General features: G+C 52.2%; 21 protein-coding genes. 14 read left to right on the forward strand and 7 right to left on the reverse strand.

Annotation, left to right across the window (positions count from 1 at the left end; all coding sequences use genetic code 11):
• Nucleotides 1–20: 20 nt before the first annotated feature.
• The 6 genes from BUA93_RS01245 to BUA93_RS01270 all read left to right on the forward strand — a co-directional run bounded on the left by BUA93_RS01245 (nt 21) and on the right by BUA93_RS01270 (nt 7,522).
• On the forward strand, nt 21–854 hold the full coding sequence (locus tag BUA93_RS01245; protein WP_072977234.1) for a TIGR02147 family protein: 834 nt from the start codon (nt 21–23) through the stop codon (nt 852–854).
• Nucleotides 841–1,782: a hypothetical protein gene (locus BUA93_RS01250; protein WP_072976733.1), complete on the forward strand. Its 942-nt coding sequence runs from the start codon at nt 841–843 to the stop codon at nt 1,780–1,782. Before BUA93_RS01245 ends, BUA93_RS01250 begins: the two co-directional genes overlap by 14 nt.
• 25 nt (nt 1,783–1,807) lie before the next feature.
• Nucleotides 1,808–2,665 (forward strand): hypothetical protein, encoded by an 858-nt coding sequence (locus BUA93_RS01255; protein WP_072976735.1) that lies wholly within the window; start codon nt 1,808–1,810, stop codon nt 2,663–2,665.
• 216 nt (nt 2,666–2,881) lie between these two features.
• Nucleotides 2,882–4,576, forward strand: coding sequence for an energy-dependent translational throttle protein EttA (gene ettA / locus BUA93_RS01260; RefSeq protein ID WP_072976737.1), 1,695 nt, complete (start codon nt 2,882–2,884; stop codon nt 4,574–4,576).
• Nucleotides 4,577–4,929: 353 nt separating this feature from the next.
• The gene (locus BUA93_RS01265) at nt 4,930–6,777 is read left to right on the forward strand and encodes a pectate lyase family protein (RefSeq protein ID WP_083597094.1); all 1,848 of its coding nucleotides are present in this window, start codon (nt 4,930–4,932) and stop codon (nt 6,775–6,777) included.
• Between the two features lie 100 nt (nt 6,778–6,877).
• Nucleotides 6,878–7,522: an ABC transporter permease gene (locus BUA93_RS01270; protein WP_072976740.1), complete on the forward strand. Its 645-nt coding sequence runs from the start codon at nt 6,878–6,880 to the stop codon at nt 7,520–7,522.
• A gap of 5 nt (nt 7,523–7,527) precedes the next feature.
• Here the strand turns inward: BUA93_RS01270 and BUA93_RS01275 are convergent, their stop codons facing one another.
• From BUA93_RS01275 to BUA93_RS01285, 4 genes are all read right to left on the reverse strand, one after another.
• Nucleotides 7,528–8,418 carry a hypothetical protein gene (locus BUA93_RS01275; RefSeq protein WP_072976742.1) on the reverse strand — a complete coding sequence of 297 codons (891 nt, stop codon included), beginning with the start codon at nt 8,416–8,418 and terminating at the stop codon, nt 7,528–7,530.
• Between the two features lie 84 nt (nt 8,419–8,502).
• Entirely contained in the window at nt 8,503–8,670 is a 168-nt protein-coding gene (locus tag BUA93_RS16105) for a hypothetical protein (protein ID WP_175547346.1), read from the reverse strand.
• A 125-nt stretch (nt 8,671–8,795) separates the two neighbouring features.
• Complete coding sequence (locus BUA93_RS01280; RefSeq protein WP_072976743.1) at nt 8,796–11,543, reverse strand: valine--tRNA ligase; 2,748 nt, start codon at nt 11,541–11,543, stop codon at nt 8,796–8,798.
• 35 nt (nt 11,544–11,578) lie between these two features.
• Entirely contained in the window at nt 11,579–12,109 is a 531-nt protein-coding gene (locus tag BUA93_RS01285; RefSeq protein ID WP_072976745.1) for a nitroreductase, read from the reverse strand.
• 159 nt (nt 12,110–12,268) lie between these two features.
• On the opposite strand from BUA93_RS01285, the gene BUA93_RS01290 reads away from it, so the two are divergent.
• The 4 genes from BUA93_RS01290 to BUA93_RS01305 all read left to right on the forward strand — a co-directional run bounded on the left by BUA93_RS01290 (nt 12,269) and on the right by BUA93_RS01305 (nt 15,551).
• Nucleotides 12,269–12,544, forward strand: a complete 276-nt coding sequence (locus BUA93_RS01290) for a type II toxin-antitoxin system Phd/YefM family antitoxin (protein WP_072976747.1) — start codon at nt 12,269–12,271, stop codon at nt 12,542–12,544.
• Complete coding sequence (locus tag BUA93_RS01295; protein WP_072976749.1) at nt 12,534–12,863, forward strand: type II toxin-antitoxin system RelE/ParE family toxin; 330 nt, start codon at nt 12,534–12,536, stop codon at nt 12,861–12,863. Before BUA93_RS01290 ends, BUA93_RS01295 begins: the two co-directional genes overlap by 11 nt.
• 68 nt (nt 12,864–12,931) lie before the next feature.
• Complete coding sequence (locus BUA93_RS01300) at nt 12,932–14,047, forward strand: hypothetical protein (protein WP_072976751.1); 1,116 nt, start codon at nt 12,932–12,934, stop codon at nt 14,045–14,047.
• Between the two features lie 160 nt (nt 14,048–14,207).
• Complete coding sequence (locus tag BUA93_RS01305) at nt 14,208–15,551, forward strand: RNA-binding domain-containing protein (protein ID WP_072977235.1); 1,344 nt, start codon at nt 14,208–14,210, stop codon at nt 15,549–15,551.
• Here BUA93_RS01305 and BUA93_RS01310 read toward each other — a convergent pair.
• Both BUA93_RS01310 and BUA93_RS01315 read right to left on the reverse strand, forming a co-directional pair.
• Complete coding sequence (locus BUA93_RS01310; RefSeq protein WP_072976753.1) at nt 15,548–17,071, reverse strand: hypothetical protein; 1,524 nt, start codon at nt 17,069–17,071, stop codon at nt 15,548–15,550. The two genes, BUA93_RS01305 and BUA93_RS01310, sit on opposite strands and share 4 nt — an antisense overlap.
• Nucleotides 17,072–17,149: 78 nt before the next feature.
• Complete coding sequence (locus tag BUA93_RS01315; RefSeq protein ID WP_083597069.1) at nt 17,150–18,373, reverse strand: glycoside hydrolase family 18 protein; 1,224 nt, start codon at nt 18,371–18,373, stop codon at nt 17,150–17,152.
• Nucleotides 18,374–18,725: 352 nt separating this feature from the next.
• Between BUA93_RS01315 and BUA93_RS01320 the strand changes: the two genes are divergently transcribed.
• The 4 genes from BUA93_RS01320 to BUA93_RS01335 all read left to right on the forward strand — a co-directional run bounded on the left by BUA93_RS01320 (nt 18,726) and on the right by BUA93_RS01335 (nt 25,014).
• A complete protein-coding gene (locus BUA93_RS01320; RefSeq protein WP_139257648.1) occupies nt 18,726–21,761 on the forward strand; it encodes a CotH kinase family protein in 3,036 nt (1,011 codons plus the stop codon).
• Between the two features lie 115 nt (nt 21,762–21,876).
• Nucleotides 21,877–23,319, forward strand: a complete 1,443-nt coding sequence (gene der, locus BUA93_RS01325) for a ribosome biogenesis GTPase Der (protein WP_072976755.1) — start codon at nt 21,877–21,879, stop codon at nt 23,317–23,319.
• A complete protein-coding gene (plsY, locus tag BUA93_RS01330; protein WP_175547347.1) occupies nt 23,252–23,878 on the forward strand; it encodes a glycerol-3-phosphate 1-O-acyltransferase PlsY in 627 nt (208 codons plus the stop codon). The genes der and plsY overlap by 68 nt, the downstream gene beginning before the upstream one ends.
• Before the next feature lie 104 nt (nt 23,879–23,982).
• A complete protein-coding gene (locus BUA93_RS01335; RefSeq protein ID WP_072976759.1) occupies nt 23,983–25,014 on the forward strand; it encodes an NAD(P)H-dependent glycerol-3-phosphate dehydrogenase in 1,032 nt (343 codons plus the stop codon).
• Between the two features lie 124 nt (nt 25,015–25,138).
• On the opposite strand, the gene BUA93_RS01340 is transcribed toward BUA93_RS01335, so the two are convergent.
• The gene (locus BUA93_RS01340) at nt 25,139–26,521 is read right to left on the reverse strand and encodes a hypothetical protein (protein WP_083597070.1); all 1,383 of its coding nucleotides are present in this window, start codon (nt 26,519–26,521) and stop codon (nt 25,139–25,141) included.
• Nucleotides 26,522–26,580 lie beyond the last annotated feature (59 nt).

Genomic DNA, 26,580 nt, shown 5'->3' on the forward strand with positions numbered 1-26,580 from the left:
AGAATATATATTTCTGAATGATGAAACCGATTATCGAATATACCGACTTCCGCAAGTTCATGCGAGACTACTACGAAGAACGCAAGCGCTGCTCCGCGTTCTCGTGGCGTGAATTCTCGAAAATCGCCGGGTTCAGTTCGCCCTCGTACATGAAAGTTGTGTGCGATGGCAAAAGCAAGCTGAGCCGTATCGGCGTAGAACGCACGGGTGCGGCTATGGGACTTGCTGGTTTCGAAATGGATTATTTCAGGGCGATGGTCAAGTTCGGCCAGGCCGAAGTCGAAGCGAAAAAGGTCGCCGCCTACGAAGAAATGCTTTCGATCGCAAAGATGTACAAGGTGCGCGTCTTGGAAGGGGACTTGTTTGAGTTCTACGATACCTGGCGTAATCCGGTGCTCCGTGAACTTGCCCCTCTAATGCCGGGGGCGACTCCGGGCGAACTCGCCAAGATGTGCTACCCGGAAGTGTCTGCCCAGGAGGTCCACGAATCGCTCGCGTTTCTGACGAAAGCGGGGCTCCTGAAGAAATCGGAGGGAAAACTAGTTCAGTCCGAAACGTCCGTGAAAGGCTCGAACGATGCCACGAGACTTGCCATGCGGGGCATGCACCGCATGATGTCGCAACTCGCGACGCCGGCGCTGGAGCTCCCTGTAGAAGAGCGCAATTTCAGTGGCGTTACCATGGGGCTTTCTCGTGAGTCTTATTCCAAGATCGAAAACTTGTTGGATGAATTCCGTCGCAAGATTATCGCCGTTGCCGCCGAAGAGAAAAATGTTGAACAGGTGTACCGTTTGAACTTGCAACTTTTCCCGCTGACAAAAAACGTGAAGGAGCGCGAAAATGAAAATGATTAATTTGTCTAAACCGCTTGCTCTTGTCGCTTTTATTGCAGTCTGTTTTTGCGCGGGCTGTAGCGATTCTCACGAACTTACGGGTACAGCCGAAGAAACCAATGAATTTGCTTTTGCGGTGTCGTCCAGTAGCGAAGAGGAAAGCTCTTCTAGTGGAATGTTGCCCTATTCGTCTAGTGAGAAATTTTCGCCAGAAAGTTCCTCGGGTAAAGGTGATGCGGTATCTTCGAGTTCTCGGCATGATAATTCCGGTGTGGGTAGTTCTGCCGTAGAATCGTCTAGCTCGGTGGAACCTGAAGTTTCTTCGAGTTCGCAGGAACAGGAGTCTTCTAGCAGTGAAGATGGATCTTCTAGTAGTGTGGCCGCTCCGCAGGGTGGAACGCAGTCGTCAAGCTCGCATGAAAATCCGAACTCGCTGGAGCATTACGTCGAGGAACTTGGCCTGAATGTCAATCAACTGTATGAGAATGTTTTGGCCGCTGGGCTGACCGAAGAAAAGGACTCCGATACGGCTCCGGGACAAGCGATGGCGACGGAGTTTGACGGACCTTGGCCGCATCAATTTGTCAAGGAAAATATTGGTGCTCTGCCGTATTTCTTCCCGGAAGCGGCCGATGAGTATGCGGGTCTAGTTGATTCTATTGAATCCGGATTAGCTGATGGCGGGTGCGGACTGTATATGATGAATGTTTACGGTAATGAAAAGGCGATTGCGTATGTGGTTGCAGACATTACCGCAGATAAGATCGTTGTCATGGATGTTGCTGCGGGAAGTTGCCCAAATTCCGCAGTAAACAAGATCTTCCATTTTCTCTTCCGGTATTGCGGCGAAATAGAATCCCGCCCCGAAATCGAACATGTTGAAGTCAATTTGAATGTTTCGGAAGGATCATGCCCCGATTTTGATATGGATAGCGAATGGGTGAAGTGATTTTTAACCATAAAGGAGAAGTAATATGAACAAAGTATCGAAAACCTTAAGTGCCGTCGTGGTTGCTGCTGCGGCGTTTGGTCTGATTGCGTGCGATGACGGTTCTTCGTCGCCTGCTGCACCGAATACGGATGCTCAGGAGCAGCAGAAGCAAGAAGAACGGGCTCCGTCCAGTTCGGAAACGGTGCAACCGCCTGTATCGTCGGAATCGAATCAGCCGCCTGAATCAAGCGAAAACAAAGCGGAAGGGCTTTCTAGTTCTGACGAAACGGTTGCTAGTTCCTCTTCGGAAACGCCGATCAGTTCTTCTGATGCAGAAATCTGCCCCCCGGGTAGCGACTGTGATGGCGACGGTATTCCCGATGGAATCTATAGACCGGACTTGGAACCCTGCGATACGGATACCTTGCTGGAATTCTATGGTCGCCATTACCAGTGTGTCTCAAATAAGTGGGTGTACTTGCCGGCTCCTGTTCCTGGCAAGATTGTAGAAGAAGCGACCGATGTTAGCGCCATGTACCGTGGTGGCCCTGCCGTGGCTCCGCGAGTCGTGAAAGTTCTTAATTCCGATGGCTCCGTTACCTTCCGGCACGACGATGTTCTTGTGAACGACGATTGCATGTTTAATGGAGTTAAGGCCGAATTGAGTAACGATACGTTGTATGCAACACTCCAGTATCCTGGATGCTCGGAAACGGGTGGCTCTATGGGGGTTGCCACGTTTACTTTGAGTGAGGCCTTTGCCGGTGCAAAGTACATCAAGTATGAAGATGGTATGTACGTTCACGAAATTTATGAAACCGATGAATTGCTGCCTTGTGGAAACACTTCCTCTTGCCAAACATGCGCCGAAGGCTTGGATTGTGGCGGCCGGGTTTTTTAGTAAATCGCGTCAATAGGTCGCTCTGATAGAAACGAAAGCTTCGCTCGGTGCGGGGCTTTTGTTATATTTACCAAGTTCAGAATTCGGATTTCGGAATTCAGAAAGGGTTTGCTGAACCACTCACCTCAAAGGACCGAAGGTCCGCGCTTATATTTCCTAACCACCAACGGGCTAAGCCCTACTAACCACTAATCACTAACCACTAACTACTAAAATATGGCCGAACAGAATAAAGCAGAAAAATTCGTTTTCTACATGTACAAGATGACCAAGTCCTATCCGCCTAACAAGGAGGTGCTGAAGGACATTTCCCTCAGTTTCTACTACGGCGCAAAGATTGGCATCATCGGCCAGAACGGTGCCGGTAAGTCTACGCTGTTGCGCATCATGGCGGGCATCGACAAGGAATTCCAGGGTGAAGCTTGGATTGAACCGGACCGCACCGCAGGCTACCTGCCGCAGGAACCGCAGCTGGACCCGAACCTCACCGTCAAGGAAAACGTGATGCAGGCTGTCGCCAAGAAACAGGCCATTCTGGACCGTTTCAACGAAATCTCCATGAAGTTTGCCGAACCCATGGAAGACGACGAGATGAACAAGCTCCTCGACGAACAGGCTAAGCTTCAGGACATCATCGACGCTCAGGACTTGTGGAGCCTCGACCGCAATATCGAAATTGCAATGGATGCTCTCCGCTGCCCGCCGGGCGACTGGCCGGTGACGAACCTCTCCGGCGGTGAAAAGCGCCGCGTGGCTCTCTGCCGCTTGCTCCTCGAAGAACCGGATTTGCTGCTCCTCGACGAACCGACGAACCACCTGGATGCCGAAACGGTTGCCTGGCTCGAACGCCACCTCCGCGAATACAAGGGCTCCGTGATTCTCGTGACCCATGACCGTTACTTCCTCGACAACGTAACGAACTGGATTCTGGAAATTGACCGCGGTCGCGGCATTCCTTGGGAAGGCAATTACGCCCAGTGGCTTGACCAGAAACTTGAACGCATGAAGAACGAAGAAAAGGGCGAATCTGACCGTCAGAAGCGCCTCGCTCGCGAACAGGAATGGGTGAAGGCTTCTCCGAAGGCGCGCCAGGCCAAGAGCAAGGCCCGTCTTAAAGCTTACGAAGACTTGCTCGCCGAAGATTCTCGCGAACAGATCAAGGTGGCGCAGATTCACATCGCGAACGGCAAGCGCTTGGGCGATATCGTTATCCAGGCGGAACACCTGCAGAAGGCCTTTGGCGACAAGGTGCTGTTCGACGATTTGAACTTCAGCTTGCCGCGTTCTGGCATCGTGGGCATTATCGGCCCGAACGGTGCAGGTAAGACAACGTTGTTCAAAATGATTATGGGCCAGGAAAAGCCCGATGGCGGTACGCTCAAGATTGGCGAAACTGTGGAAATCATCAGCATGGAACAGGGCCGCGACAGCCTCGATGACAGCAAGACCGTGTGGGAAGAAATCACCGGCGGGAACGACGAGATTATGGTGGGGGACCGCAAGATGAATGGCCGCGCCTACTGCGGACTCTTCAACTTCACCGGTGCTGCCCAGCAGAAAAAGCTGACGGCTCTTTCGGGTGGTGAACGCAACCGTGTGCTCATGGCGAAGAACCTGCAGAAACCGGGCAATGTGCTCTTCCTTGACGAACCGACCAACGACTTGGACATCGAAACGTTGCAGGCTCTGGAACAGGCAATCCTCAAGTTCGCAGGCTGCGCCGTGATTATCTCCCATGACCGCTGGTTCCTGGACCGCATCGCTACCCACATCCTCGCTTACGAAGGTGATTCGAAGGTGGTGTGGTTCGAAGGCAACTGGAGCGAATACGAAGCCGATCGCCGCAAGCGCCTCGGCGAAGATGCCGACAATCCGAAGCCGATTAAGTACAAGACTCTTACGAGACAGTAAGGCGGAGCTTTATTGCGTTAGTAGACGGTAAACCGACTTGCTGTGACGCGTAATGAAAAATTGCCCCTGCGAAAGCGGGGGCTCATTTTTTATTGCTGATTTGGGCGATGACTGGCTGTGTTGCTCTTTTTTATTTAGAAATGAATGTAAAATAAAATTTTGAGAACATTTTAGAAATGGCGAATTTTTGCAATTTTCGCCATTTTTGTTTATTTTGTGGTTGATTGCGGGTGGAATTACGGCGAAATGATAAAATTTCCTATTGACTTTTCTCGTTTTTGAATATAAATTTTGAGAAAAATTTTGAGAACAATGCGGGCGGGTTGCCTGTGACTCAAAAAAGGATGGATGTTATGGGTTGTAATTCGTTGAAAATGTCGCTCTCGGCGCTGCTTGTGTGCGGGGCAACGGTTGTCGGTACGGCGACTTCTGCGTTCGCGGTCACTTCGCCGGACTTCCCGATGGCGGGATTTGCCACGCAGAATGGCGGCACCACGGGCGGCAAGGGTTATTCCGAGGTCACGGTGGACAACGTGAGTGACCTTAAGAGCTACGCCAAGGCGGGCAACAAGATTATTTACGTGAAGCCGGGTACATACATGGGTCCGGTGGAAGTCGGTAGCAACGTGACGATTTACGGTTACCAGGGCGCCATTATCGCGCAGCCCAGCTCGGGTAGCGCCATGAAGCTGAGCGGCTCGAAGAACGTCATCATCCGCAACCTGAAATTTAAGGGCGCCGGCGCGCACGACGATGATGACGAGGATTGCCTGCAGGTGAATCACGAGTCGAAGAACGTGTGGATTGACCACGTGGATGTTTACGACGGTCACGACGGCAATCTGGACATCACCAACGCCTCGGACTACGTGACGATTTCGTGGACCAAGTTCAGCTATACCTCGGCATCGACCGGCCACCAGTTCAGCAACCTGATTGGCAACAGCAAGACAAAGACGAGCGACCGCGGACACCTGAACGTGACGATTCACCATACGTGGTGGGCGGACGGCGTGGTGGAACGCATGCCGCGTGTGCGCTTTGGCAAGGTGCATGTGGCGAACAACCTTTTCGACAGCAAGGACGCGAGCTACTGCGTGCGTGCAGCCATCGAGGCGGACATCCGCATCGAAAGGAACGTGTTCATTGGCGTGCAGAAAGCGCTTGACTTGTACACGAGCGATGGCGCTATCACGGCGGCGCAGATGATCGAAAATTACGAAGAAAACGTGAAGAAAACGCAGGCCGGTACGGGCACGGCGTTCAAGCCGAGCTATTCCATGAGCCTCACCGACGTGAGTACGCAGGCAAAGGCCTATGCCCTGCGCGATTCCATTAAGTTGTATGCAGGTGCGACTCTCCCGGATCCGGGTGCTTCGGGTACGGTGACTCCGGCAAGTTCGAGCTCGGCAAAATCAAGCAGCAGTAATGTCGTATCCTCATCGTCATCCTGGAGCGGAGCGATAGGATCCAGTAGTAGTTCCGTGAAGTCCAGCAGCAGCGTTGCCAAGTCCAGTTCGTCGCAAGGACAGGTTGTTTCGGGAACGGCGACTCTCACCAAGCATGGCTCGGGCAGCACGACGCAGACGGTTGCCGCAGGCGAATCGATTGCGGAATTCTACTTTACCGTTGCGGGTGCTACGGGTGCCACGGTGACGGGTCTTCCGGATGGCGTGACGGGTACGCTCAAGGGTTCTGACTTCTACATTTCGGGAACGGTTTCCGCAACGGCGGCGGCAGGTGCGTACAAGTTCACCGTCACCACGACGGGTGCTACGACGAATGCCTCAAAGAGCGGGACCATTACCGTGACGTCCGCGAATGGCGAGGCTCCTGCATCAAGTTCCTCTGCAATGTCCAGCAGTAGCAAGGTCAACGAGCCCGTCGAAACGTCCAGTTCGTCTCAGGGGACTGTTGTCGACGAATCCAGCAGTTCTGTGGAATCTCCGAATTCTAGCGACTCCTCCGAGTCCAGCATGGTGTTGTCTCCGGCTAATTTCGGTCAGCGTCTCCAGGTGTCTGTCGAAGGTCGACTGGTGTCAGTCCACGGAGTGGCGCATACGGCCTATCTCCTTGATGCGCAAGGAAAAATCGTAGCCAAGGCTGTCGCAAACGCGGAAACTCTGACCCTCTCGGTTCCGCGCGCAGGAACATACCTTCTGCGGGTCGGCCACGAAACTCGATGCGTGATTGTTCGCTAGTCGCCTTTCCTAACCCAAATACCGACGCTCCTTTGACGGGGGCGTCTTTTCTTGTGCGTGCGTAAACTCAAAAAATGCTAAATTTTATTGGAACGAACTTATGCTTCACGTCTTTAAACACGAACTTCGCCTTATCTTTAGGGATCCCAAATTTTGGATACCCTTCGTCATTCCGCCTGTGATTCTGGCGGCTAGCCAGGGCATTGCCGTGTCGCGGTACGGCGGGCAGATTATGGAAGGCATGGAAGGCTACATGATGCTCCTGCTCGGTTGCCTCATGGCGCCCATGGGTTCGCCGTTGGCCGGAGATTCGTTTGCGGGCGAGCGCGAGCGCAATTCGCTTGAACTGTTGCAGCTCTCGCCTATTGCCCCGACGCGACTCTTTTGGGGGAAACTCTTGGCGATAGTGCCATTCCCTGTGGTGTTCGCCCTTCTGGCTCAAGTTATTTACTGGGGCACGCATCCCGAAATTTCTACGGTTTCGGCCCTCGCCTCCATTCTCGGGGCACTTTCGGCAGTGCTGCTTACGACGTCATTTTCGCTGATGCTTTCGCTTCGCGTAAAGACGGTGCGCGCCGCGGCCCACATGTCGCTTTTTATGGTCGTGCCGATCCTTCTTTTGGTTCAGCTTGGCCATGAATCCTTTTTGAGCGGACTTTTCGTTCCCGTAACGACTCTTGCCATCTCGGTCTTGCTGACCATATTGGCGACTGTTATGAGCATGCGCAAGTTTGTAAGCTTGTAACTCGGCTAGTCTTTCAAGTAAAAGCTTCGCCCGTCGTTCAGCATCAGGATGACGGGCAATTTTTTTGCTGTAAACACGCCGCCGTTCAAGATGCCGCTTTCTATCAGTTGACCGTTCAGGCTGAATGCCTTGTACGGGGCGTTAGGCTTGGCGCCTGCAATTTGGTAGCGGTTCTGGCCAAGTTTTGTGAAGCTGGCGTTCGCTTGTAAAAATTTCGGGAAGATTGCGGTTGTGTTCGTGTCGGGTGCGAACCTGTAATCCGGGCAGAAGTTCAGCGTATCGAGGAGGAAGGCGTGTATTCCGGCCACAGCCGAGCTTGCTAGCGGTACATCAGCCTTGTCGATATCTTTACCGCCGTTTCTCCGTCTTAATTCTGGCGGATTGAATTCGCAGCCGGAGTAGCCCCCTTCCTTCCAATAGTATCTACCGCAGAGTTCAAAAACATGGTTCACCAGGGAATCCGCCTGTTCCGCCGTGCCCTTGAAAACGCCCGCCTTTTGCAACCGTGCGAACTCGTCTTTGAATACGGCGTCGTGATGCACGCTGAAAAGCGAATCGACGAAGTCGTCTTGGTTGTCGGAATAGGCGACGCGCGCCACCTTGACCACCTTCTCGGAGGCGATTACGATCATGGTGGAGTCCAGCTCGGATCTGTACATCCATACCGTGTCGGTGCCGGAGGTGTTCTTTACGGCGGGCTCGCGTTTATCCATCTTGGAGAGGTCCAGGTAGCTGCCCTCGAATAGATAGAGAGATACTGCTGGGTATTCAAAATAAGCTCCGGAGCTTCCTGATTCCCTGACGGGGGGCTCGTAGCTGCATTCCGCCGCCTGTAAGCTTGTGGCTAAGGCGCATGCGCAAAATGCGCCCGCAAACAGAAATTTGGTGAAATCCATACTCTTTTCTCCTTTTAATCCATCTCTAGAAAATAGTAAAAAAAGAGAGCCGTTTTCGAGCTTGTCAAAAACGAGTGATTTGAGTCATCGGATGCTGCCGTTTTCCAGCTCGTCTCGCAGCATATTTGATGCGGCGGACTTGAAGATGCTCCTCATGAATTCGTCGTAGCCTGGTTCGCCCTTCTTGGGGTGGGGCCTGGGGGCGCTGGCTGCGATCCTTTTCTTCAGTTCGAGAATTTCCTTTTCGTCCATATTTGCCTCGTTTTTTGTGGTCCTATTAAATATCGATTGGTTTGCACAAATTGTCAAGAAATCCCTGAAAAAAAACAGGTGCCCGCTTGGAGCACCTGTTTTTATTTTGTTGGTTTGTCGCCGAATTACTTCAGTTCCTTCAACGCTGCTTCGTTTTTGGCGATGATATCTTGTTGTGTAGCCAACTTTACTCGTTCAGCATTGACAACGGTCTCTGGTGCTCCTGAGACAAACTTTTGGTTAGAAAGCTTTTTCTCAATCGAAGCGGCGAATGCCTTGGCCTTCTCGATTTCTTTTTCGAGGCGGGCGATTTCTGCAGCCGGGTCGAGGATACCTTCCAGCGGGATGTAGAGTTCGCCACCGGGCACCACGGCGCTGGCGCTGAACTTCGGCTTGGCTGCCTTCACGGCGACGCTCAGGTCAGAAAGACCCGAAAGCTCGGTGATGATAGCCATGCAGTCTTTGACGCTGGCTTCCGTTGCAGCATCGTCGACGCTTACCACGGCGTTCAGCTTGGTGGCGGGGCTCACGTTGTAGCGGCCACGCACGCCACGCACGCTTTCCACCACGGCGAATGCCTGGTCGAATGCGGCTTCGATCTTTGCGTCAATGAGAGATTCGTCGGCCTTGGGCCATGCGCGGCTGATCACCATTTCGCTGCCCTGGAACAGAATGCTGTTGAGTTCTTCGGTAATGAACGGCATCACCGGGTGGAGCAAGTCGAGCACGTTCTTCAGCACGTAGCTGAGGATGGCCATGGCGTTCTTCTTCTCGGCGGTGAGTGTTTCGCTGTTGATCACGGCCTTCTTGATTTCCAAGTAGCTGGAGCAGACGTCGTCCCACACGAAGCGGTACAGGAACCCGGCGAGTTCGGCGAAGTGGTATTCTTCGAGCATGCGGGTGGCGTCCTTGATGGTCGTCTGCAGGCGGGAGAGAATCCACTTGTCTTCCAGGGCGAACAAGTTCTTGTCCATCGGAAGTTCGGCGGCAAGTGCGCCGGCCTGTTCGAGCTGCGGGTAAAGGAAGCGGCAGGCGTTCCACAGCTTGTTGCTGAAGTTACGACCGATTTCGAACTTTTCGCTGGTGTTGATTTCGCGGCCATCCGGCTGCTTTTCCTTCTTCACCGGCAGGCGCACGTCCTGGTTGTCGGTGCAAAGGCTTGCCATCACAAAGCGCAGAGCGTCGGTACCGTACTTCTCTTCGATATCCATCGGGTCCACGCCGTTGCCCTTGGACTTGCTCATGGTCTGGCCATTGCCGTCCAGAATCTTCGGGTGGATGTACACCGTGTGGAACGGGACCGTGCCCATGTTTTCCTGGCTGAAGAGCACCATGCGGGCGACCCACAGCGTAATGATGTCGCGGCTCGTCACGAGCACGCTGGTGGGGTAGTAGCGCTTGAGCGTGTCGGTGTTTTCCGGCCAGCCCATCGTGGAGTGCGGCCACAAGCCACTGGAGAACCACGTGTCGAGCACGTCTTCTTCCTGCTTGAGTTCGTGACCCGGAACGGCGTCGGACTTCAGGTCTTCTTCCTGGCTACACACCAGGTAGCCGCCGTTTTCGGCCTTGTAGAAGTAGATGTCGTCGCGGCCCGCGAATGCGGCCTTCAGTTCGTCTTCGCTAGCGTCGGTGTGCCAGATAGGAATGCGGTGGCCCCACCAGAGCTGACGGCTGATGCACCAGTCGCGCTTTTCGGCGAGCCAGTCCAGATACTTGTTGGCGTAGCGTTCCGGGATAATCTTGATCTCACCGGATTTTACGGCGTTCATCGCGTTTTCGGCGAGCACGTCCATCTTCACGAACCATTGGTCGCTGAGGTACGGCTCAATCACAGTCTTACTGCGGTCGGAGTGGCCCACGTCCATTTCGTGGTCTTCCACCTTGATGAGGAGTCCGAGTTCTTCGAGACCTGCCACCACGGCGTCGCGGGCGGCCTGGCCCTTGAGACCCTGGAACTTGCCGGCGTTCTCGTTCAGGCTGCCGTCATCGTTCATGATGTTGATCATCGGGAGCTTGTGGCGCAGACCCGTCGCATAGTCGTTCGGGTCGTGTGCGGGCGTCACCTTCACGGAACCCGTACCGAAGTCCTTGTCCACCAAGATAGCATCGGCAATCACCGGAATTTCGCGGTCAACGAAGGGCACCTTGAGCATCTTGCCGATGAACTGCGCGTAGCGTTCGTCGTTGGGGTGCACGGCGAGGGCGGTATCGCCCATGATGGTTTCTGGGCGGGTCGTCGAGACGGGGATAAATCCCGAACCGTCGGCCAGGGGGTACTTGAACGTCCAGAAGTGGCCTTTCACGTGTTCGTAGTAGATTTCGTCGTCGGCAACGGCGGTCTGGAGCTTGGTATCCCAGTTCACTAGGCGCTTGCCGCGGTAAATGAGGCCCTTCTTGAACAGGTTGAAGAAGGCGTGGCGCACGGCCTTCGCGCAGACCGGGTCCAGCGTGAAGCGCTGACGGCTCCAGTCGCAGCTGACGCCCAGGCTCTTGAGCTGTTTGGTGATGCGGGCTTCGTATTCGTCTTTCCACTTCCAGATGCGTTCCACCAGCGCATCGCGGCCGATGTCGTGGCGGGTCTTGTGTTCGTCCTGGAAAAGGCGCTTTTCGACGACTGCCTGCGTGGCGATACCCGCGTGGTCCGTACCCGGAATCCACAGCGTGTCGCGGCCCGTCTTACGGCGGTAGCGTACCAAAATGTCCTGGAGCGTATCGTTGAGCGCGTGTCCCAGATGGAGCGCGCCGGTAACGTTCGGGGGCGGAATCACGACCGAGAACGGTTCGCCCTTTCCGCTGGGTGCAAAACTGTTATTCTCAGCCCAGGTCTTATGCCATCGGGCTTCCACATCTTTAGAATTGTAACGAGTTTCCATAGTGCGGGCAAAGATAGAAATTTTTGGCCCGGAAATTATTCTGCCCAGATAATTCGGCCGTCTTTGCGGGGGTGCGCCGTGGGCTGTTCGCAGTCCGGGTAACCCAGGGCGCAGTGGGCTATGCCAACCCATTCGTCGGCATTCAGGCCGAGCGACTTGAGAATTTCCTTGCCCTCGTCGCTTTCGACTTCTTCCATGGCGCGGTGGATCCAGATGCTGCCGAGGCCGAGACTGTAGGCGGCGTTCATCAGGTTGCCCATGGCAAGCGAACCGTCGTACAGGTAGGTCGGAATTTCTTTTTTCGCAAGGACGAGCAGAATCACGGGTGCGCCGTAGAACGGGTCGAAACCCTCGTCCCAGCCGCCGATCTTACGGTTCATTTCGGAGATGCGGTCGCGCAGTTCCTTGTTCGTGATGGCGACCACGGTGGCGGCCTGCTTGCCCATGCCGCTTGCGGCGTAGATCCCCGCTTCGGCAACTTGTGCGATAAGCTCCTTGCTCACGGCGTCGGATTTGAATTTGCGGATGCTTCTGCGGTTGAGCAAAGTCTTGATTGTTTCGTTCATATAGTCTCCGTGAAAAGGGATGATAAATTTAAATCTACAAAAAAAGTAGGGAAGAACTGTAGCTTTCGAAAAAAATAAACTTTACGGAAGTTTTTAATGTTGACAGGTACCAATAATCGGACTATATTTGGTATTAAATTCAGTCTAATTGAGTGAAAGATGGCAAACATCAAGAATATCAAACCGATTTCCTACATCAAGGCGAATGCGGCCCAAGTTTTGGACCATGTGTGTGAATCGCATGTCCCCTATGTGGTGACGCAAAATGGCGAAGCTCGTGGAGTCATTCTTGATGTGGATACGTACCAGAAAATGCAGGATGGGTTAAAGCTTTTCAAACTGTTCGCACAGAGTGAAAGCGAAATCTCGCGTGGCAAAGTTATTCGCCAAAAAGACCTGTTTGATTCTCTGGAGCGCGAACTGAATGCCAAGTAAAAAGTTTCAAGTGGTCTGGTCGGAATCAGCGGCGCTCGACCTGAAATCGATAGTATTGTTCATTGCCCAAAACAGTATGCAAAACGCACACGAGGCATTCGCCAAAATAAAGAAGGAATGTCTGCTTTTGGAAAAGTTTCCCGACTTGGGTAAGATTCCCATAGAACTTGAAGATTTGCAGATAGGCGGATATCGGGAACTCACCATCAATCCATGGAGAGTCTTTTATCGTAAGCAGGCTGAACAGATTGTCGTTCTTGCCGTTGTCGATTCAAGGCGCGATCTTGAAGACGCCCTTTGGAACAGACTGATGCGGTGAAAGATTTTGTCACTTTCTGACGTCTGTTTGAATCTATATTTATAGGTGACTCTAGAAAGGAGGCTCCTATGCAGACAGATAATGAAAATAGGGACTTGAAATACTGCCGCTATTATCATGGCGAACAGCAGGATCCGTATAGGGATTCGTTCAAGGGACGCGCCTGGATGGCGGAGCAGTTAGCGAGTGAACGCGCTTCGGATTCAGCGAAGGATTTCTTGTCGTTTGTGGCTGCACATATCAGCAAGTGGGAACCTTATGGCTATGAACCGGATGTCGCTCGTTATATAGCCTTCTTTGAAGGTTGCTCCTTTGAAGAAAAAATCGAAATTGCAATTGGCTATGGGCTTGGAGATGCACTTCAATTCAAGAAATCTCGTGGGCGAACCATTTTCGAAAGCCATTCAGATGCGGGTTTCTATACTCCCGAGACAATTGATATGGGTGTTCTGCTCTATAGCGACGGGCGAGTCTATATTAAGAATGCTGTGCCGGAAGGCTGCGGTTGCCTGAATTTGCTGCAGGACGGGCAAGATCCCTGCACTCAGGTGTATTTTTATGCAGGGAAATACAAAGAAACTGCCGATGCTGTCAAGAAACTGATAGATGAAAACTGGGAACGTATTTCCACATTGCCTTCAAAAATTGATGATTTTGTTTGCGATGGCGGCTTTTCGCACTATAAATTCTTGAGCAAACATTTTAGGGGAATGATTTATGGGGGATCGGAGGAATCGAAGGCGGTTGAAACATTTCATAATCGGGTTCTGAATATTTTCTATCGAACGAATGCGCCTTCCTATGATTGGCTTGATGTTACGACCGATGTTGAAACTTTCGTCGAACAATGGGGTGCTTTGTTGGATGAAATTGATGCGGATGAAACCCGTGCAAAGGTTTACGATTTTATCGAAAGTGAACGATTTGCCGAAGACTGCCGAAATCTGGGCTTTGAAATGGATGTTTTTGAAAGCTTCAATAGGAGCGCTGGTCGCGATGTTTCGGCCAATGACAATAGATTAGCCGAGGAATTTATCGCGACGTGTGATGACTATCGAGCCTTGGGAAACGCAATATTCAGCCAGTGGCGCTATTATAACCACTGGGCGACTGATGTAAAAGCCGAGTTCAATATCATGTGGTTTAGACTCGCGTTCAAAAGATTGCTAGAGTTAGCGGAGTAAAAGTTGGTCCCGACAAGGGTAGTGTTAGTAGCTTGTAAAATTTTCTTACGCCCCTTGCCAATTCTAGTACATAATCTACATTTCAGTTGCGGTTCCTAATAGTGTAGGCTCCGAAAGGCATTTGATGATTATCAAATGTTTTTCTTTTTTAGGAGATTCTATGCCAGAGAACCAAAATATCGAATACAAGTCGTCGTGGTGGGACGAATATCTCAAGTGGATTTGCGGCTTTGCCAATGCGCAGGGTGGCAAGCTGTATATCGGCGTCAGCGACGATGGGCAAGTATGCGGTGTGCAGAATGCCAAAAGGCTCATGGAAGATGTCCCGAACAAGATTAGGGAATCGTTGGGCATGCTTGTTGATGTGAATTTACTTTCTGCAGATTCAAAGGAATACATTGAAATATCGGTTCCTGCCAGTTCTGAGCCTGTAAATTACAGGGGAGAGTATCACTATAGAAGCGGAAGTACGAAGCAGCTTTTGCAGGGGCCTGCTCTTACGCATTTTTTGTTGGACAGAACCAGGACAAAATGGGATGCTATGCCGGTTGATGGTGTTGAATTCAAGGATTTGGATAAGGAAAGCTTTGATATATTCCGTCGTGAGGCAAAGAAATCCGGCAGAATGACTGCGCAGGATTTGGCGATGACGAATGAAGAACTGCTCGACAATTTGAATTTGACCGAGAATGGAAAATTGACTCGGGCTGCGGTTCTGCTTTTTCATCGCAAACCGGAAAGATGGTTTGGCGGTGCCTATGTAAAAATTGGTTTCTTTGGCGATGGCCCTGATCTGCAGTATCAGGATGAAATTTACGGTTCCTTGTTTATTCAGGCGGACAGGGTTGTTGAACTCATCTATCTTAAGTATTTTAAGGCTCGTATCAGTTATGATGGCCTGATTCGTGTGGAGCGTTATCCGATTCCTAAGGATGCCATGCGCGAAGCGGTATTCAACGCGTTGATGCATTCTAATTACGATTCTGGGGTGCAAATCCAAATAAGAATACATGAAGATCTCGTACTAATCAGCAATGATTGTGTTTTTCCTGCAAATTGGACTGCTGAAACGCTTATGCAGCGACACCGTTCAGAACAATACAATCCTAAAATTGCGAATGCGTTCTTTAGGGCTGGCTATGTGGAGGCCTGGGGTCGCGGAATCGAGAATATGTGCAAACTTTGTGCCGATTATGGCGTAAAGACGGAATATACGGTGCATCCTTGCGATGTGATGCTGGAATTCAGAATTCCTCAATTGGATGCTTCTGATAAGTGGCCTGAAAAGGTCACTGAAAGGGTCACTGAAAAGGTCACTGAAAATCAGGCTATAATAATAAGAGAAATGGAGAAAAATCCTTTTATTACGGCAATTGGTCTTGCAAAGATTCTAGGAATTTCGCTTAGAAAAACGAAAGAGAACATAAAGAAACTGCAACAAAAAGGGCTTATCCGTCGGATAGGCCCTGATAAAGGTGGTCACTGGCAAATCACGAAGAACTAGCGCTTTGTAACGGGGTAATACGCTCCGTGTGCGGCTTTTCCCGGAACATTGCGGCCCTTGAGATCGGTCATTTTGCTGGCACGAACATTGCCGATACTGCCGCTGTTTAGAATGCGCCTGTCTGCGATAGCAGTGGTTCCGCCTTCGTCAAGCAACCCTGCGATGACTTCGGCGCTGGCGCTGAGGCTTGCCTTGTAGGGGATGGTCGCGCCTTTCAAAAGCTTGTCGCCGGTGATGGTGAGTTCGGGCGTTTCGCTGTCACCGATTGTGAGGCCCGCGACGGTGAAGGTCGCTTCTTCGCCGGGGAGGAGGCCCTTGAGCGATTTCTCGCTGCGCACGCCGTTCACGGTCACGTAGGCGTTGTGGTACAGCGGTGCGATGCCGATGTTCTTTACGCGCACGGCGGCCGAAACTTTGTTGACCGCATAGCCCGTGACTTCGAACTTGTAGCCCGCATAGGAACTGGCCTCGTACACGCGTTCCTTGGTGGCGTAACTGCCTTCGGGCGCATCGTTCCCGATTACGTACGTCATGTGGTACTTGCTTGCGGCATCTTCCCAGGTGACGCCGTAAAGGCCTGCCGGGTTCAGGAACTCGCGCTGGTCCTTTTCGGTGTAGTAGCTGACTTCGCCTCCGCCGGGAGCGGTTTTCCAGCGGTCTGTGCCCAGGTCGCGCCAGTTACGCTCGTTGTCGCCATTGCCCTGCGAAATGTCGTGTTCCTTGTGCATGAAGGAATCGTCGAACAGCCCGAAATTGAGCCCGAGCAAGGTCTTGTTGCCTGCGACGGGCGTGTAGTTGTTGTCTGCCGCATCGATGGAGATGCTCCACGGGGTCTCTTCGAACAAACTATCAAGATGCGTCAGGAATTCGGCTTGGTAATCCTTGGTGGCGAAGTTGACCCCAAAGTTTAGCTTGGTGCCGTAGATATGATATTCGCCCCAGTGCCCGAAACCCGCCTGCACGAATGCGATGCGCGGGTCGGTGTCGTATTTCGCGGCAAAGTCGGTGTAGAACTGCTTGTAGAACCACAGGAGTTCCTTGTTGCTCCAGTCGGCATAGTAGGTGGGACCGTCGCCGCCCGGGTCTTCGGAATACGTTTCGGTGTAGGACTTGTTCGCCTTGATGTAGTTGGGGACTGCGGTGGCGCCCTTCACATTCTCGGTGCAGCCCGATGCGTTTTCGATGATTGCGCTCGGGTACTCGATGCGGAACCGCACGATGGCCTGGTGCCCGCGGCTCGCAATATCGTCGAGCATTTTCTCGAAGCTGCTCCAGTCGTAGTCAATCTTGTCGTCGGTCTTGCCCTTCACCACGGCGCAGGGGAGGCAGTACGAGAATTCGAGCGAAATGGATTTTTGAAGGTCCTTCTGGTCTTTTGCCTGGTCGGGCCAGAACACGATTCCCTTCATGGGCTCGAGCGTCTCGATTTCTTTGTTGAGCGCGACGGAGCGATCCGCCGCGAATGATGCTGTTGCCAAAAATGCAATCGCGCCACCAACGATTATCCAATTCTTTTCCATACACACTCCTGTCGGGGAATACCCGTTACTCTAAATCTATCGTGTAGAATGGCTTAAGTCAAGTAAAAAATGAATCTTTTAAGGTTCGAAAATACGGATAAACTTCGGTTTGCCTTTCACGCTTTTGCCGAGGGCGTCTACCTGCTTGCCTGAGGTGCCTTGCGCCCGGGGTTGTGATGTGGCGCGGACCTTGCGGGCGTATGGAATTGCGTCGGTGGAACCGTCGCGCAAAACTACCGCGATGCTGTCGAGGATTGGGTTGCCTGTACCTTCGATGTAGTCGTGCGAGACTTCCCATACCATGATGCCCGCGTAGCCGTTATCCTTGACCCAGCGGCTCTTGACGGCGGAGGAATGCGGGTCTTCGAAGGTCACGTAGCCGGTCGAAGATACGCCGTAAGGTGACACGGAGACGCTGTCGAAAAAGAATTCCCATTCGGGATTCGCGACAATGTCCTTGTACGGGACCTGCTTCGCGGTTCCCTTGGTAAAGTCGGTGCCGGGGCCCGTCGCTCCCTTGAATTCAAACCCGAAGGAAGGAATGCCGAAGACCATCTTTTCGGTGGGAACGCCGCGCTTTTTCCAGTAGTCGCGGGTCTGTTCCCACGACCAGGTGGTGTAGCCGTTGTGCGGGTAGAGCGGCGAATCGAACATGGCTTTGTCGTCCCAGTCGCCGGTGATGTCGTAGGTCATGAACCCGAACCAGTCCTGGTTTTCGACGAGGACTTCGGGCGTGAAGAATTTGCCGTAGTATTGCGAGCAGGGGAGCGCTGCCGAGAGGGTCTTGCCCTCGGGAAGTGCTGCGCGGAGCTCCGTGAGCAACTTGTTGTAGGCGATGGTGTCGGCGTCGGGCACGGGATTGTATTCCCATTCCCAGTCCATGTCGAGGCCGTCCAGGTTGTGGTCGGCAACGAACTGCACGAGGTTCGCGATAAACTTTTGGCGGAGTGCGTCGTCCGATGCGACGGGCACGAAGTTCTCGCTCTGTCCGCCACCGCCGAGCGAGACGATGACCTTTGTTCCTGCGGCATGCCCGAGTGCGACCATTTCGTCGAGGGCGGTCGGGTCGTCTGCGGCATCGCCACGCAAGCTTCCGTCGGTATCCGGAGTGATAAAGCTCCACAGCACGTGAGTCAGCTTTTCGTACGGGACTTTATCGACGGTGTAGGCGGGCTTGTGCCACTTGCCCCAGTCGGGGTAATAGCCGATGAACAGCGGTTCGGCCCACGCCGAACAAGCGCTTGCGAAGATTAAAAAAGCCGCGAGGGTTTTTGCGAGGGAAAGTGTGCTCAATTGACTCATTTGAAACTCCTTGCTTCTAAATATAAGCTTTTTGTTGTTTAAAGACTCATTACGAACAAATTTGTATAAATTTTGAAGAGAAAAAGCGATTGTTTGAAGGCCGAAAAATGGAGAAAAAATCCAAAATTAGCTGAAAAATGACTATGAAAATCGATTTCAGGCATATAAATTGCTAATAAAACGAATTTTATATGCCCAAGGTGCGTTTGTGGGTGCTTAAAAAAAGGGGGGGGGCATGGTGCATTCAAATTTTTTATGGAACATCCCCAAAAAATGAAATTTAAACGGGTTTTACACATTTTGTGGTGCCTTAGGGGTGTCATTTGGGGATGAAGCGATGTAATTTTGAAGTATGCGTACCCCAAAACTCAATTTGTGGGATGTATGGTTTCTCTTAGTCTTGGTGTGTGTGGTGGCATGCTCGGACGATTCTTCCGGAACGAAACCGGATGTTTCCGAACCCGATGGATTTTCGTCGGATTCTCAGGTTATCATTGGCGAAGACGGCTTGCCGATTCCCGTAAGTAGTTCTGCGGCGCTTGATGATCCGTTGAATCCGCTGGCGGGAATTTCGTCATCTTCCAAGAAAAGCGATGGCTCGCACGAAGGTCCTCTTCCCGGTGAAGATCCGGGAATGGTCGCGGTTGATACGACGGTGCCTTTTGTGGGTAACTTCCCGGTCATTTTCTCCGAAGTTTCGCCGTCGAATGCAAATTTCAAGGATAACGATGGCAATGACCCCGGCTGGCTTGAACTTTATAATACGAGCGATGCTCCGGTGAGCCTCAATGGTGTTGCCTTGAGTAATGACCCCAAGTTCCCGCGTCGTTGGGTCTTTGGCAATGCGACTATTCCTGCCAAGAGCCACATGATTGTGTTCCTTTCGGGCAAGAACTATGCCGACTATATTCCGCCTTCGGATTCGGTCAATATGATCGGTTCCGATTGCAGTTCGGAATCTTCTGCGGGCGGGTTCGGCGCGTTCCCTGGCATGGGTGACTGGGGCGGCGGTATGGGGGATTTCGGTGGCGGATTCCCCGGTGGTGGCGCAGGTGCTGGTGTCGGTGGCGCCGCTGCTACAGGTAACTCCGGAAATGTCGAAAATCTTCCGGGAAAATCCTCGTTGTGCTTTAACGAAGGTGGCGTGAACCAAGTGGGAGCCGTCATGAAGGTGCCGCAGGGTGGTTCCTATTCTCGTGTGGTTGTGAATTCCGGTGCGGCAAAGCTCGGCAATGCAGACCAGCTCGTGATTCGAGGATTTATTACCAAAACGCACAAAATTCGCGTAAACTTTAAGGAGGGAAACGATATTAGTGCGTGGACCGGCAAGAATCTTCGTGGCTCGGGTGATACGAATTCGGTGTATTATGTGCGCCTTGGCGACAACGCCTCCGATATCAAACGTGGCAATGTCTCGGCAACGACGTTTGCTACCGAAACCCAGGGCTCTGAATCAACGACCATCAAGATTACATCGTACATAGCACGTAAACGTGGTCATGAACCGCATACGACCTTTAAGGCCGAGGATCAGGGTGGTGTTCTTTACCTCGTGAGTGAAACGGGAGTGCTTGATTCCGTGCGCTATTCTGCGGTGCCTACGGGTGCATCCTGGTCCCGCGATGCCGCGGGTAAGTGGGGCTTTGCCTCTCCTTCGCCTTATGGAAATACGGTGGGTGAGGTTTTTGCGGTACAGGCTCAAACTAACGAAGTGAATATTCCGGCATCCGGTTTCTATTCTTCTGCGATAACGGTCTCTTTCCCGGCGGGAACCCGCTGCGAACAGGGCGGAACGGAACCGACGGCGAATTTGCCTACGGTGGAACAGACTTTGACGATTAATGCGACTGCGGTGTTGCGCTGCCGTGCTTATGTTGCGGGGTCTTACCCGAGCGAAGAAATTGTACGGACCTACGTGTTCGAAAGACAGCCTTCGATTGCAACTTTATTTGTAACGACGGATCCTTTGTCGATGTTCAGCCCCGATACGGGCCTTTACATGACGGGTAATGGGGCCGCCATGATGGACCCCAAAAAGGGCGCGAACTTCTGGAGTAACCGCGAACTTCCCGTGTATGTAGAGCTATTTGAACCGAATAAACCGCAGGCTCCTGCGTTCGGCGTGATGGGCGATTACAAAATTTCGGGGCAGTACAGTCGCGCCAAAGAAAAGAAATCTTTCTCGATTACCTTGCGCGAAGAATACGGCGATAAACGCCTCAAGTACCCGTTGTTCCCGGATTATCCGGAACTTAAGAAATTCAAGGCGTTCTCGCTTAGGAATTTCGGAAACAACAGTGGAGACGACTATGTGCGCGACCGCATCGGAACTTCGATGACAGAAGGGCTTGACGTCGATTACCAGCGCGGGCGTTACGTTGTTGTGTATTACAATGGCAAGTATTACGGTGTACACGATTTACGTGAACGCAACAACGAGTACTATTACGAAACCAAGTATGGCCTTGACGCATCGGATATCGACTTGATTGATGCCCAAAATGAAGCGGGTGCGGGCTCGGCGACCGATTACAAGGCGATGATTGATTGGCTCCAGAGTAATGAACTGACGAACGATGCAAACTATCAGAAGATTGCCGACCAGATTGATGTCGATAACTACATAAACTATATGCAGGCCGAAATGTTCGTGAACAATGGCGACTGGCCGCACAACAATATGAAAAAATGGCGTGTCGCAAGTCAGAAGAGTAAATGGAAATGGTTCCTGTACGATGTAGACTTTGGCTTCGGCGCTGGTTACAATACGCAGAATGGCAACGTGTTCAGCTACGTGACCAATCCGAACGGTACAAACGGCATGGGAATGATGCCTGGTATGGGTGGCGGTCAGCAGAGTAGCGGCTCTATTTCGGAGCATACGATTCTCATGATCCGTTTGCTCGGTAACGAAGGATTCAAGAAGGCTTTCATTAATCGCTTCTGCGTACTCTTGTCTATGAACTTCTCTGCCGACAGGCTCGTGAAACGTATTGACGAATTGCAATCGCAGGTGCAAGCCGAAGTGGCGCGTGATGCGGAATTCTGGAACTACGACGCCGCATCGATGTCGAGTAATCTTGAAAAGATCAAGTCCTTTGCGCAGACCCGCCAGCAGACCATTATGAGCGAAATGCAGCAGTACTTTAGCTTGAGAGAAACTGCTTCGGTAACTCTTTCGGCGCAGGGCTCGGGCAAGGTCCTGGTGCATAACCTGCCGCTCGATCAAAGTTCTATGTCGGTGAACTTCTTTAGAGATGTCCCGGTAACCGTAACCGCGATGCCCAATGCGGGTGCCGTATTCGGTGGCTGGAGCGATGGCGTCCAAGAAGCAACTCGAACCTTTAATCCCGGCGAAGTAGCAACAGTCACTGCAACATTTAAGTAAGAAATCATACCAATCGCTTCTGGAGCCCGCCAATGGCGGGCTTTCTTCTAACATCCCACTTCCTACTTCCTACTTCCCACTTCCCACATCCCACTATTTACTACATTTTAGTACAATGAAATTACCTGTCGTATGTATAGTAGGGCGCCCGAACGTGGGCAAGTCCTCGCTCTTCAACCGCATCTTGGGGCGCCGTGCCGCAGTCGTGTCTGACCGCGATGGTGTGACCCGCGATCGCCATTACCAGAATGCGAATTACAAGGGCCATGAATTTACGGTGGTCGATACCGGCGGATTCTTGCCGGACGATTCCATCGATGTGCTCGCCGATAGCGTGCGCACCCAGATTTTTAACGCCGTCGAAGAGGCCGACTTGGTGCTCTTCATGGTCGATGTCCGCGTGGGCATAACCAAGCTCGACGAACAGTTTGCGCGCATGGTCCGCAAACTCGACAAGAAGGTGATTCTTGTCGCAAACAAGAGCGAAAACGGTGCCGACCGTCAAGAAAGCTACGAATTCCTGAAGCTTGGCTTTGGACTTCCGCGTACCATCAGTGCGCTCACGGGCTATGCCTGTCTTTCGCTCATGGACGAAGTCATTGCGGTGCTTCCGACTCCCGTTCGCGGTGAACGCAAGGAAGTTCGCCCGATTCGCTTTGCCATTCTCGGTCGCCCGAACGCCGGCAAGAGCACGCTCTTGAACCGCTTGCTGAACGAAGACCGCGCCGTGGTGTCCGATATTCCGGGAACGACTCGCGATTCCATTGACTGCGACTTTGCTGTCGACGGAGTCAAGTTCGTGGTGACCGATACGGCGGGCCTCCGCAAGAAGGCGAAGGTCGAAGACGAAGTCGAAATTTTCAGCAACATGCGTACGCTCGAAAGCATTCGCCGCTCCGACGTGTCTGTCTTGATGGTTGACTGCACCCGCGGTCTCGAAGTCCAGGACTTCCGCATCATTACCGAAATCCGCAAGGCGGGTAAGGGCTTGGTGCTCGTGCTCAACAAGTGGGACATTTTCCCGGACAAGACCGAAAAGTCCTTTGACCACATGGTCAAGGAAATGCTCGAACGCGAGCCGATGCTTGAATACGTGCCGATTATTTCGGCGAGCGCCAAGGAAGGCCAGCGCGTGAACCGCATTGTACAGGCCATTCAGACGGTGTATGCCAACTGCCGCCGTGTGCTTGGCCGCGACCGTGTTGCAACCGCCTTTGCTAGCTTCTTGGAAAAGAATCCGGTGCCTAGCCAGAACGCCCGCGTGGTGCAGCTTACTCGCGCCTGCCAGATTATGGTGGAGCCTCCCGTGATTGCTATCGAAACCCGCACGCCGGAACTGGTGGCCGATTCTTACAAACGTTACTTGCTCAAACAGTTTTACGAAGAATTCCAGCTGCAGGGCGCACCCCTCCGCCTGAACTTCGACCAGAAATTAACCCTTAGAAAGGATGAAGATCTTGAACAGTTTACTGAGTCTTCCAATAGCGTACTTGCTGGGGTCAATCCCGAGCGCGATCTGGATCGCAAAAATCGCAAGGGGAAAGTCGTTCGACATTAGAGATTACGGCTCCAAGAATGCGGGCCTCACCAACACGTTCCGCGTACTCGGTTGGAAACCTGCGCTTCCCGTTGTTTTCCTGGATTTGCTCAAGGGCTTCTTCGGTCCGTGGATTGCCATTAAGTTGTGCGAAGCCCAGGTGGCTGCCGGTGGTGCGGACTACTCACATTGGGTACCGCTTGTCGCTGGCCTCTTGGTGATCTTGGGACACAGCTTTACTTGCTTTGCCGGTTTCCGCGGCGGTAAGGGCGTGCTCGCCGCTTTGGGTGTGTTCCTTGCTCTTTGCCCGATTACGGCACTTGCAAGCTTTGGCGTGTGGATTATCCTTACGGTGGCGACAAAGTATGTGTCGGTCGGAAGCATCGGGGCATGCATCGCCCTTGCGGCTTTTTCGACGATGGGCTACTTTCAGCTGCCGTTCCCGCCCGAAAAATTCAACGAGGGCTTATGGATTACATGCCTGCTGGTGGCCATTTTCGTGATCGTGAAGCATAAATCCAACATTAAGCGCCTGATAAACGGCACTGAAAACGGTTTTGGCAGCAAACGCAAGAAATAATTCGGAATTCAGAGTCCGGAATTCGGAGTTAAAATGTTTCTGAATTCTGAAATTCGAATTCTGAATTTCTATAATCTAAATAGAAAGTTAACGGAAATAAGTATATGAAGGTTACAGTTTTAGGTACGGGTGGTTGGGGACTTTCTCTTGGCCAGGTGGTGTATGAGAACAAGAATGAAGTGATGTTCTGGACAAATTCCCAGGCCGAAGTGGACCTGCTTTCGACAGAACACCAGTACAAGGACAAACTTCCGGGTGTGATTTTCCCGGCCGACTTTAAGTACATGACCGACATGAACGCCGCCCTCGAAGGGTGCGAAATGGTTCTGATTGTAGTGCCTTCCCAGTTCATGGGCGGTGTCGCCAAGAACCTTGGCAAGTGGACTCCCGCCAAGGGTAAGGAACCGGTGGTGGTTTGCGCTACGAAGGGTATTCTCGAAGGCACGAACCAGCTCATGAGCGAAGTGCTGCTCGAAAACGTTCCTTGGCTCACCGAAGACAAGATGGTCGCCTTTAGCGGTCCGTCGCATGCCGAAGAGGTTAGCCGCCATATCCTTACGGCCATTGTGGCAGCCTGCGTGAACGAAGAATCCGCAAAGCTTGTCCAGAAGGTTATGAGTTGCTCGTACCTGCGTGTCTACAGTTCTACGGATATCGTGGGTATTGAACTCTGCGGTTCCGTGAAGAACGTGATTGCCATTGCTTCTGGAGTACTCTATGGACTCGAAGCCAGTGGCAAGTACAAGATTGGCGATAATACTCGAGCTGCCCTCTTGACCCGCGGCCAGGCTGAAATGTGCCGCCTGGGTAAGGCGCTTGGTGCAAAGCCTGAAACATTCGCGGGCCTCGCCGGTATGGGCGACCTTATCGTGACATGCCTTTCGCAGCATAGCCGTAACCGCTACGTGGGTGAACACATCGGTCGTGGCGAAACCATCGAACAGGTGCTTGCTGGCATGAAGATGGTGGCCGAAGGCGTTCCTACGTGCAAGAGCACCAAGGCGCTTGCCGACAAGCTCGGTGTCGAAATGCCTATCGTGGATGCCGTCCATGCCCTCCTCTTTGAAGGCAAGAAGATCGACGATGTCATTCAGGATATGTGGGGCCGTGAGCTCAAGGAAGAAGTCTGGGAGTAGTGTAGAGCTTAGCGCTCAGAGCTTAGTGCTTAGAACTTAGAGTTTAGAGTTTAGAGTTTAGAGTTTAGAGTTTAGAGTTTAGAGTGTTCTCTTCTCTCTATGTTCTACTAACTAAGTATCCTGTTTAGAATTTTAATAATAATCTTAAGTGGGTCGCAAATCCGTTACGGAAAGCGGCCCCTTTTTCTGTTTCGAGGTCGCCGGATTTTTTCTGCGAGGCGATATTTGTAGCATCGGACTCGCCTGGATTGCTGATTGTGCCGGTGTCGGGCAGATCGTTTCCGTTGCCACTTTCGTCGGGAAGAAATTCCTTGTAGCTTGAGTATACCGGGATTAACTGTGTAATACCGTATTCCAGTGCAATGGAAATGTCTCCGTCCCGACGGAGTTCTGTCCCGAGCGAGAGAATCCCTCCTGCACTTATTAGTTCCCGTCGATAGGTTTCGTGGTCTTTATGGTAGGTGAGCAAGATGAGCGTTTCGATCTGTTTGTCGATGTCAAGAGCTCCGCTAGCATAATAGCTCTCGATTCCGGCGCTCGGATTGAAGGAATATTTTTTCCCGAAATGCCATTGGTAAGTTGCTCCTCCGAGGAAAGCGCTTGCATCGAGTTCGGCATCTACCCGGAATAGTTTTTGCAGGAAACTGAACGAAAGCGATTTTAGCACCGAGGCGGGAAGTGCCCGGTTGGGGGCGAGTGTTTCGAAGAACCTGTTTTGATCGGCGCTGATTTTTCCTGCCGCGTGAATGTAATTCAGGTTGGCCGACAATCCTTCGTTGTTCCATTCGGCATAAGCCCAGTGCAGTTGCGCTTCTAAGGGAATGTACAAGAAGCGCTTGCGACTCGTTTCCTGATGGAATATTCCGTACAGGAGGGCGTCGGCATTGGTGTAGGTGTAGCCGAGGCTCAGACGGTTCTCTCCGAGAGTAACTCCGTAATCGCCTCGGGCTATCAACACGTTGATAGAATCCCTGATGTAGTACTGTTTGTCGGGATTTCTGGGAGAGGATTGCAGATAGGTTCCCGATACACCCAGGTGATGTCTGCCGGGGTTTAGTTTTGCGGCCACGGTGCGGGACAGCAGATGTGTCTCCCAGTCCACCGAAATTTCGGGAATGACGTTGTAATCGTAGTGCGGAATCCAGCGAATGTTGCCGAGTTCAATGGATCCGCGGGCGATACTGGTGCTTAAGCGGAATAACGAATCGGATCGATGGACGGCGAGTGTAGACCTTACAAAAGGAAGGTTGTTGACATCGACTCCGAGGGTGATGTACCTGAATCTGCTTTCGAAACCGACTGTGGCAATGTCGAGTTTGTTTGTTCCCTTGGCGTCCCACTGGTCGGTATAGCGGCCTTGGTAGGCGATGTGTCGGTAGTCGCCGTAAACCTTGAGTCCCTGAACTTCGAGGGTGTCGGAGACCCCGCATTGCTTTATGGAAAACTGCTTGTCGCTCGTGTGCAACAGAAACAGCCCACTGCAATCAGTGAAACCGATGTTACTCAAAGAATGGGCCGCAATATTTGCGACCCCAAGTACAAGAAGAATTAAGCGAGTTTTTTCCA

The organism is Fibrobacter sp. UWH4, assembly GCF_900142475.1.
Taxonomy (GTDB): Bacteria; Fibrobacterota; Fibrobacteria; order Fibrobacterales; family Fibrobacteraceae; genus Fibrobacter.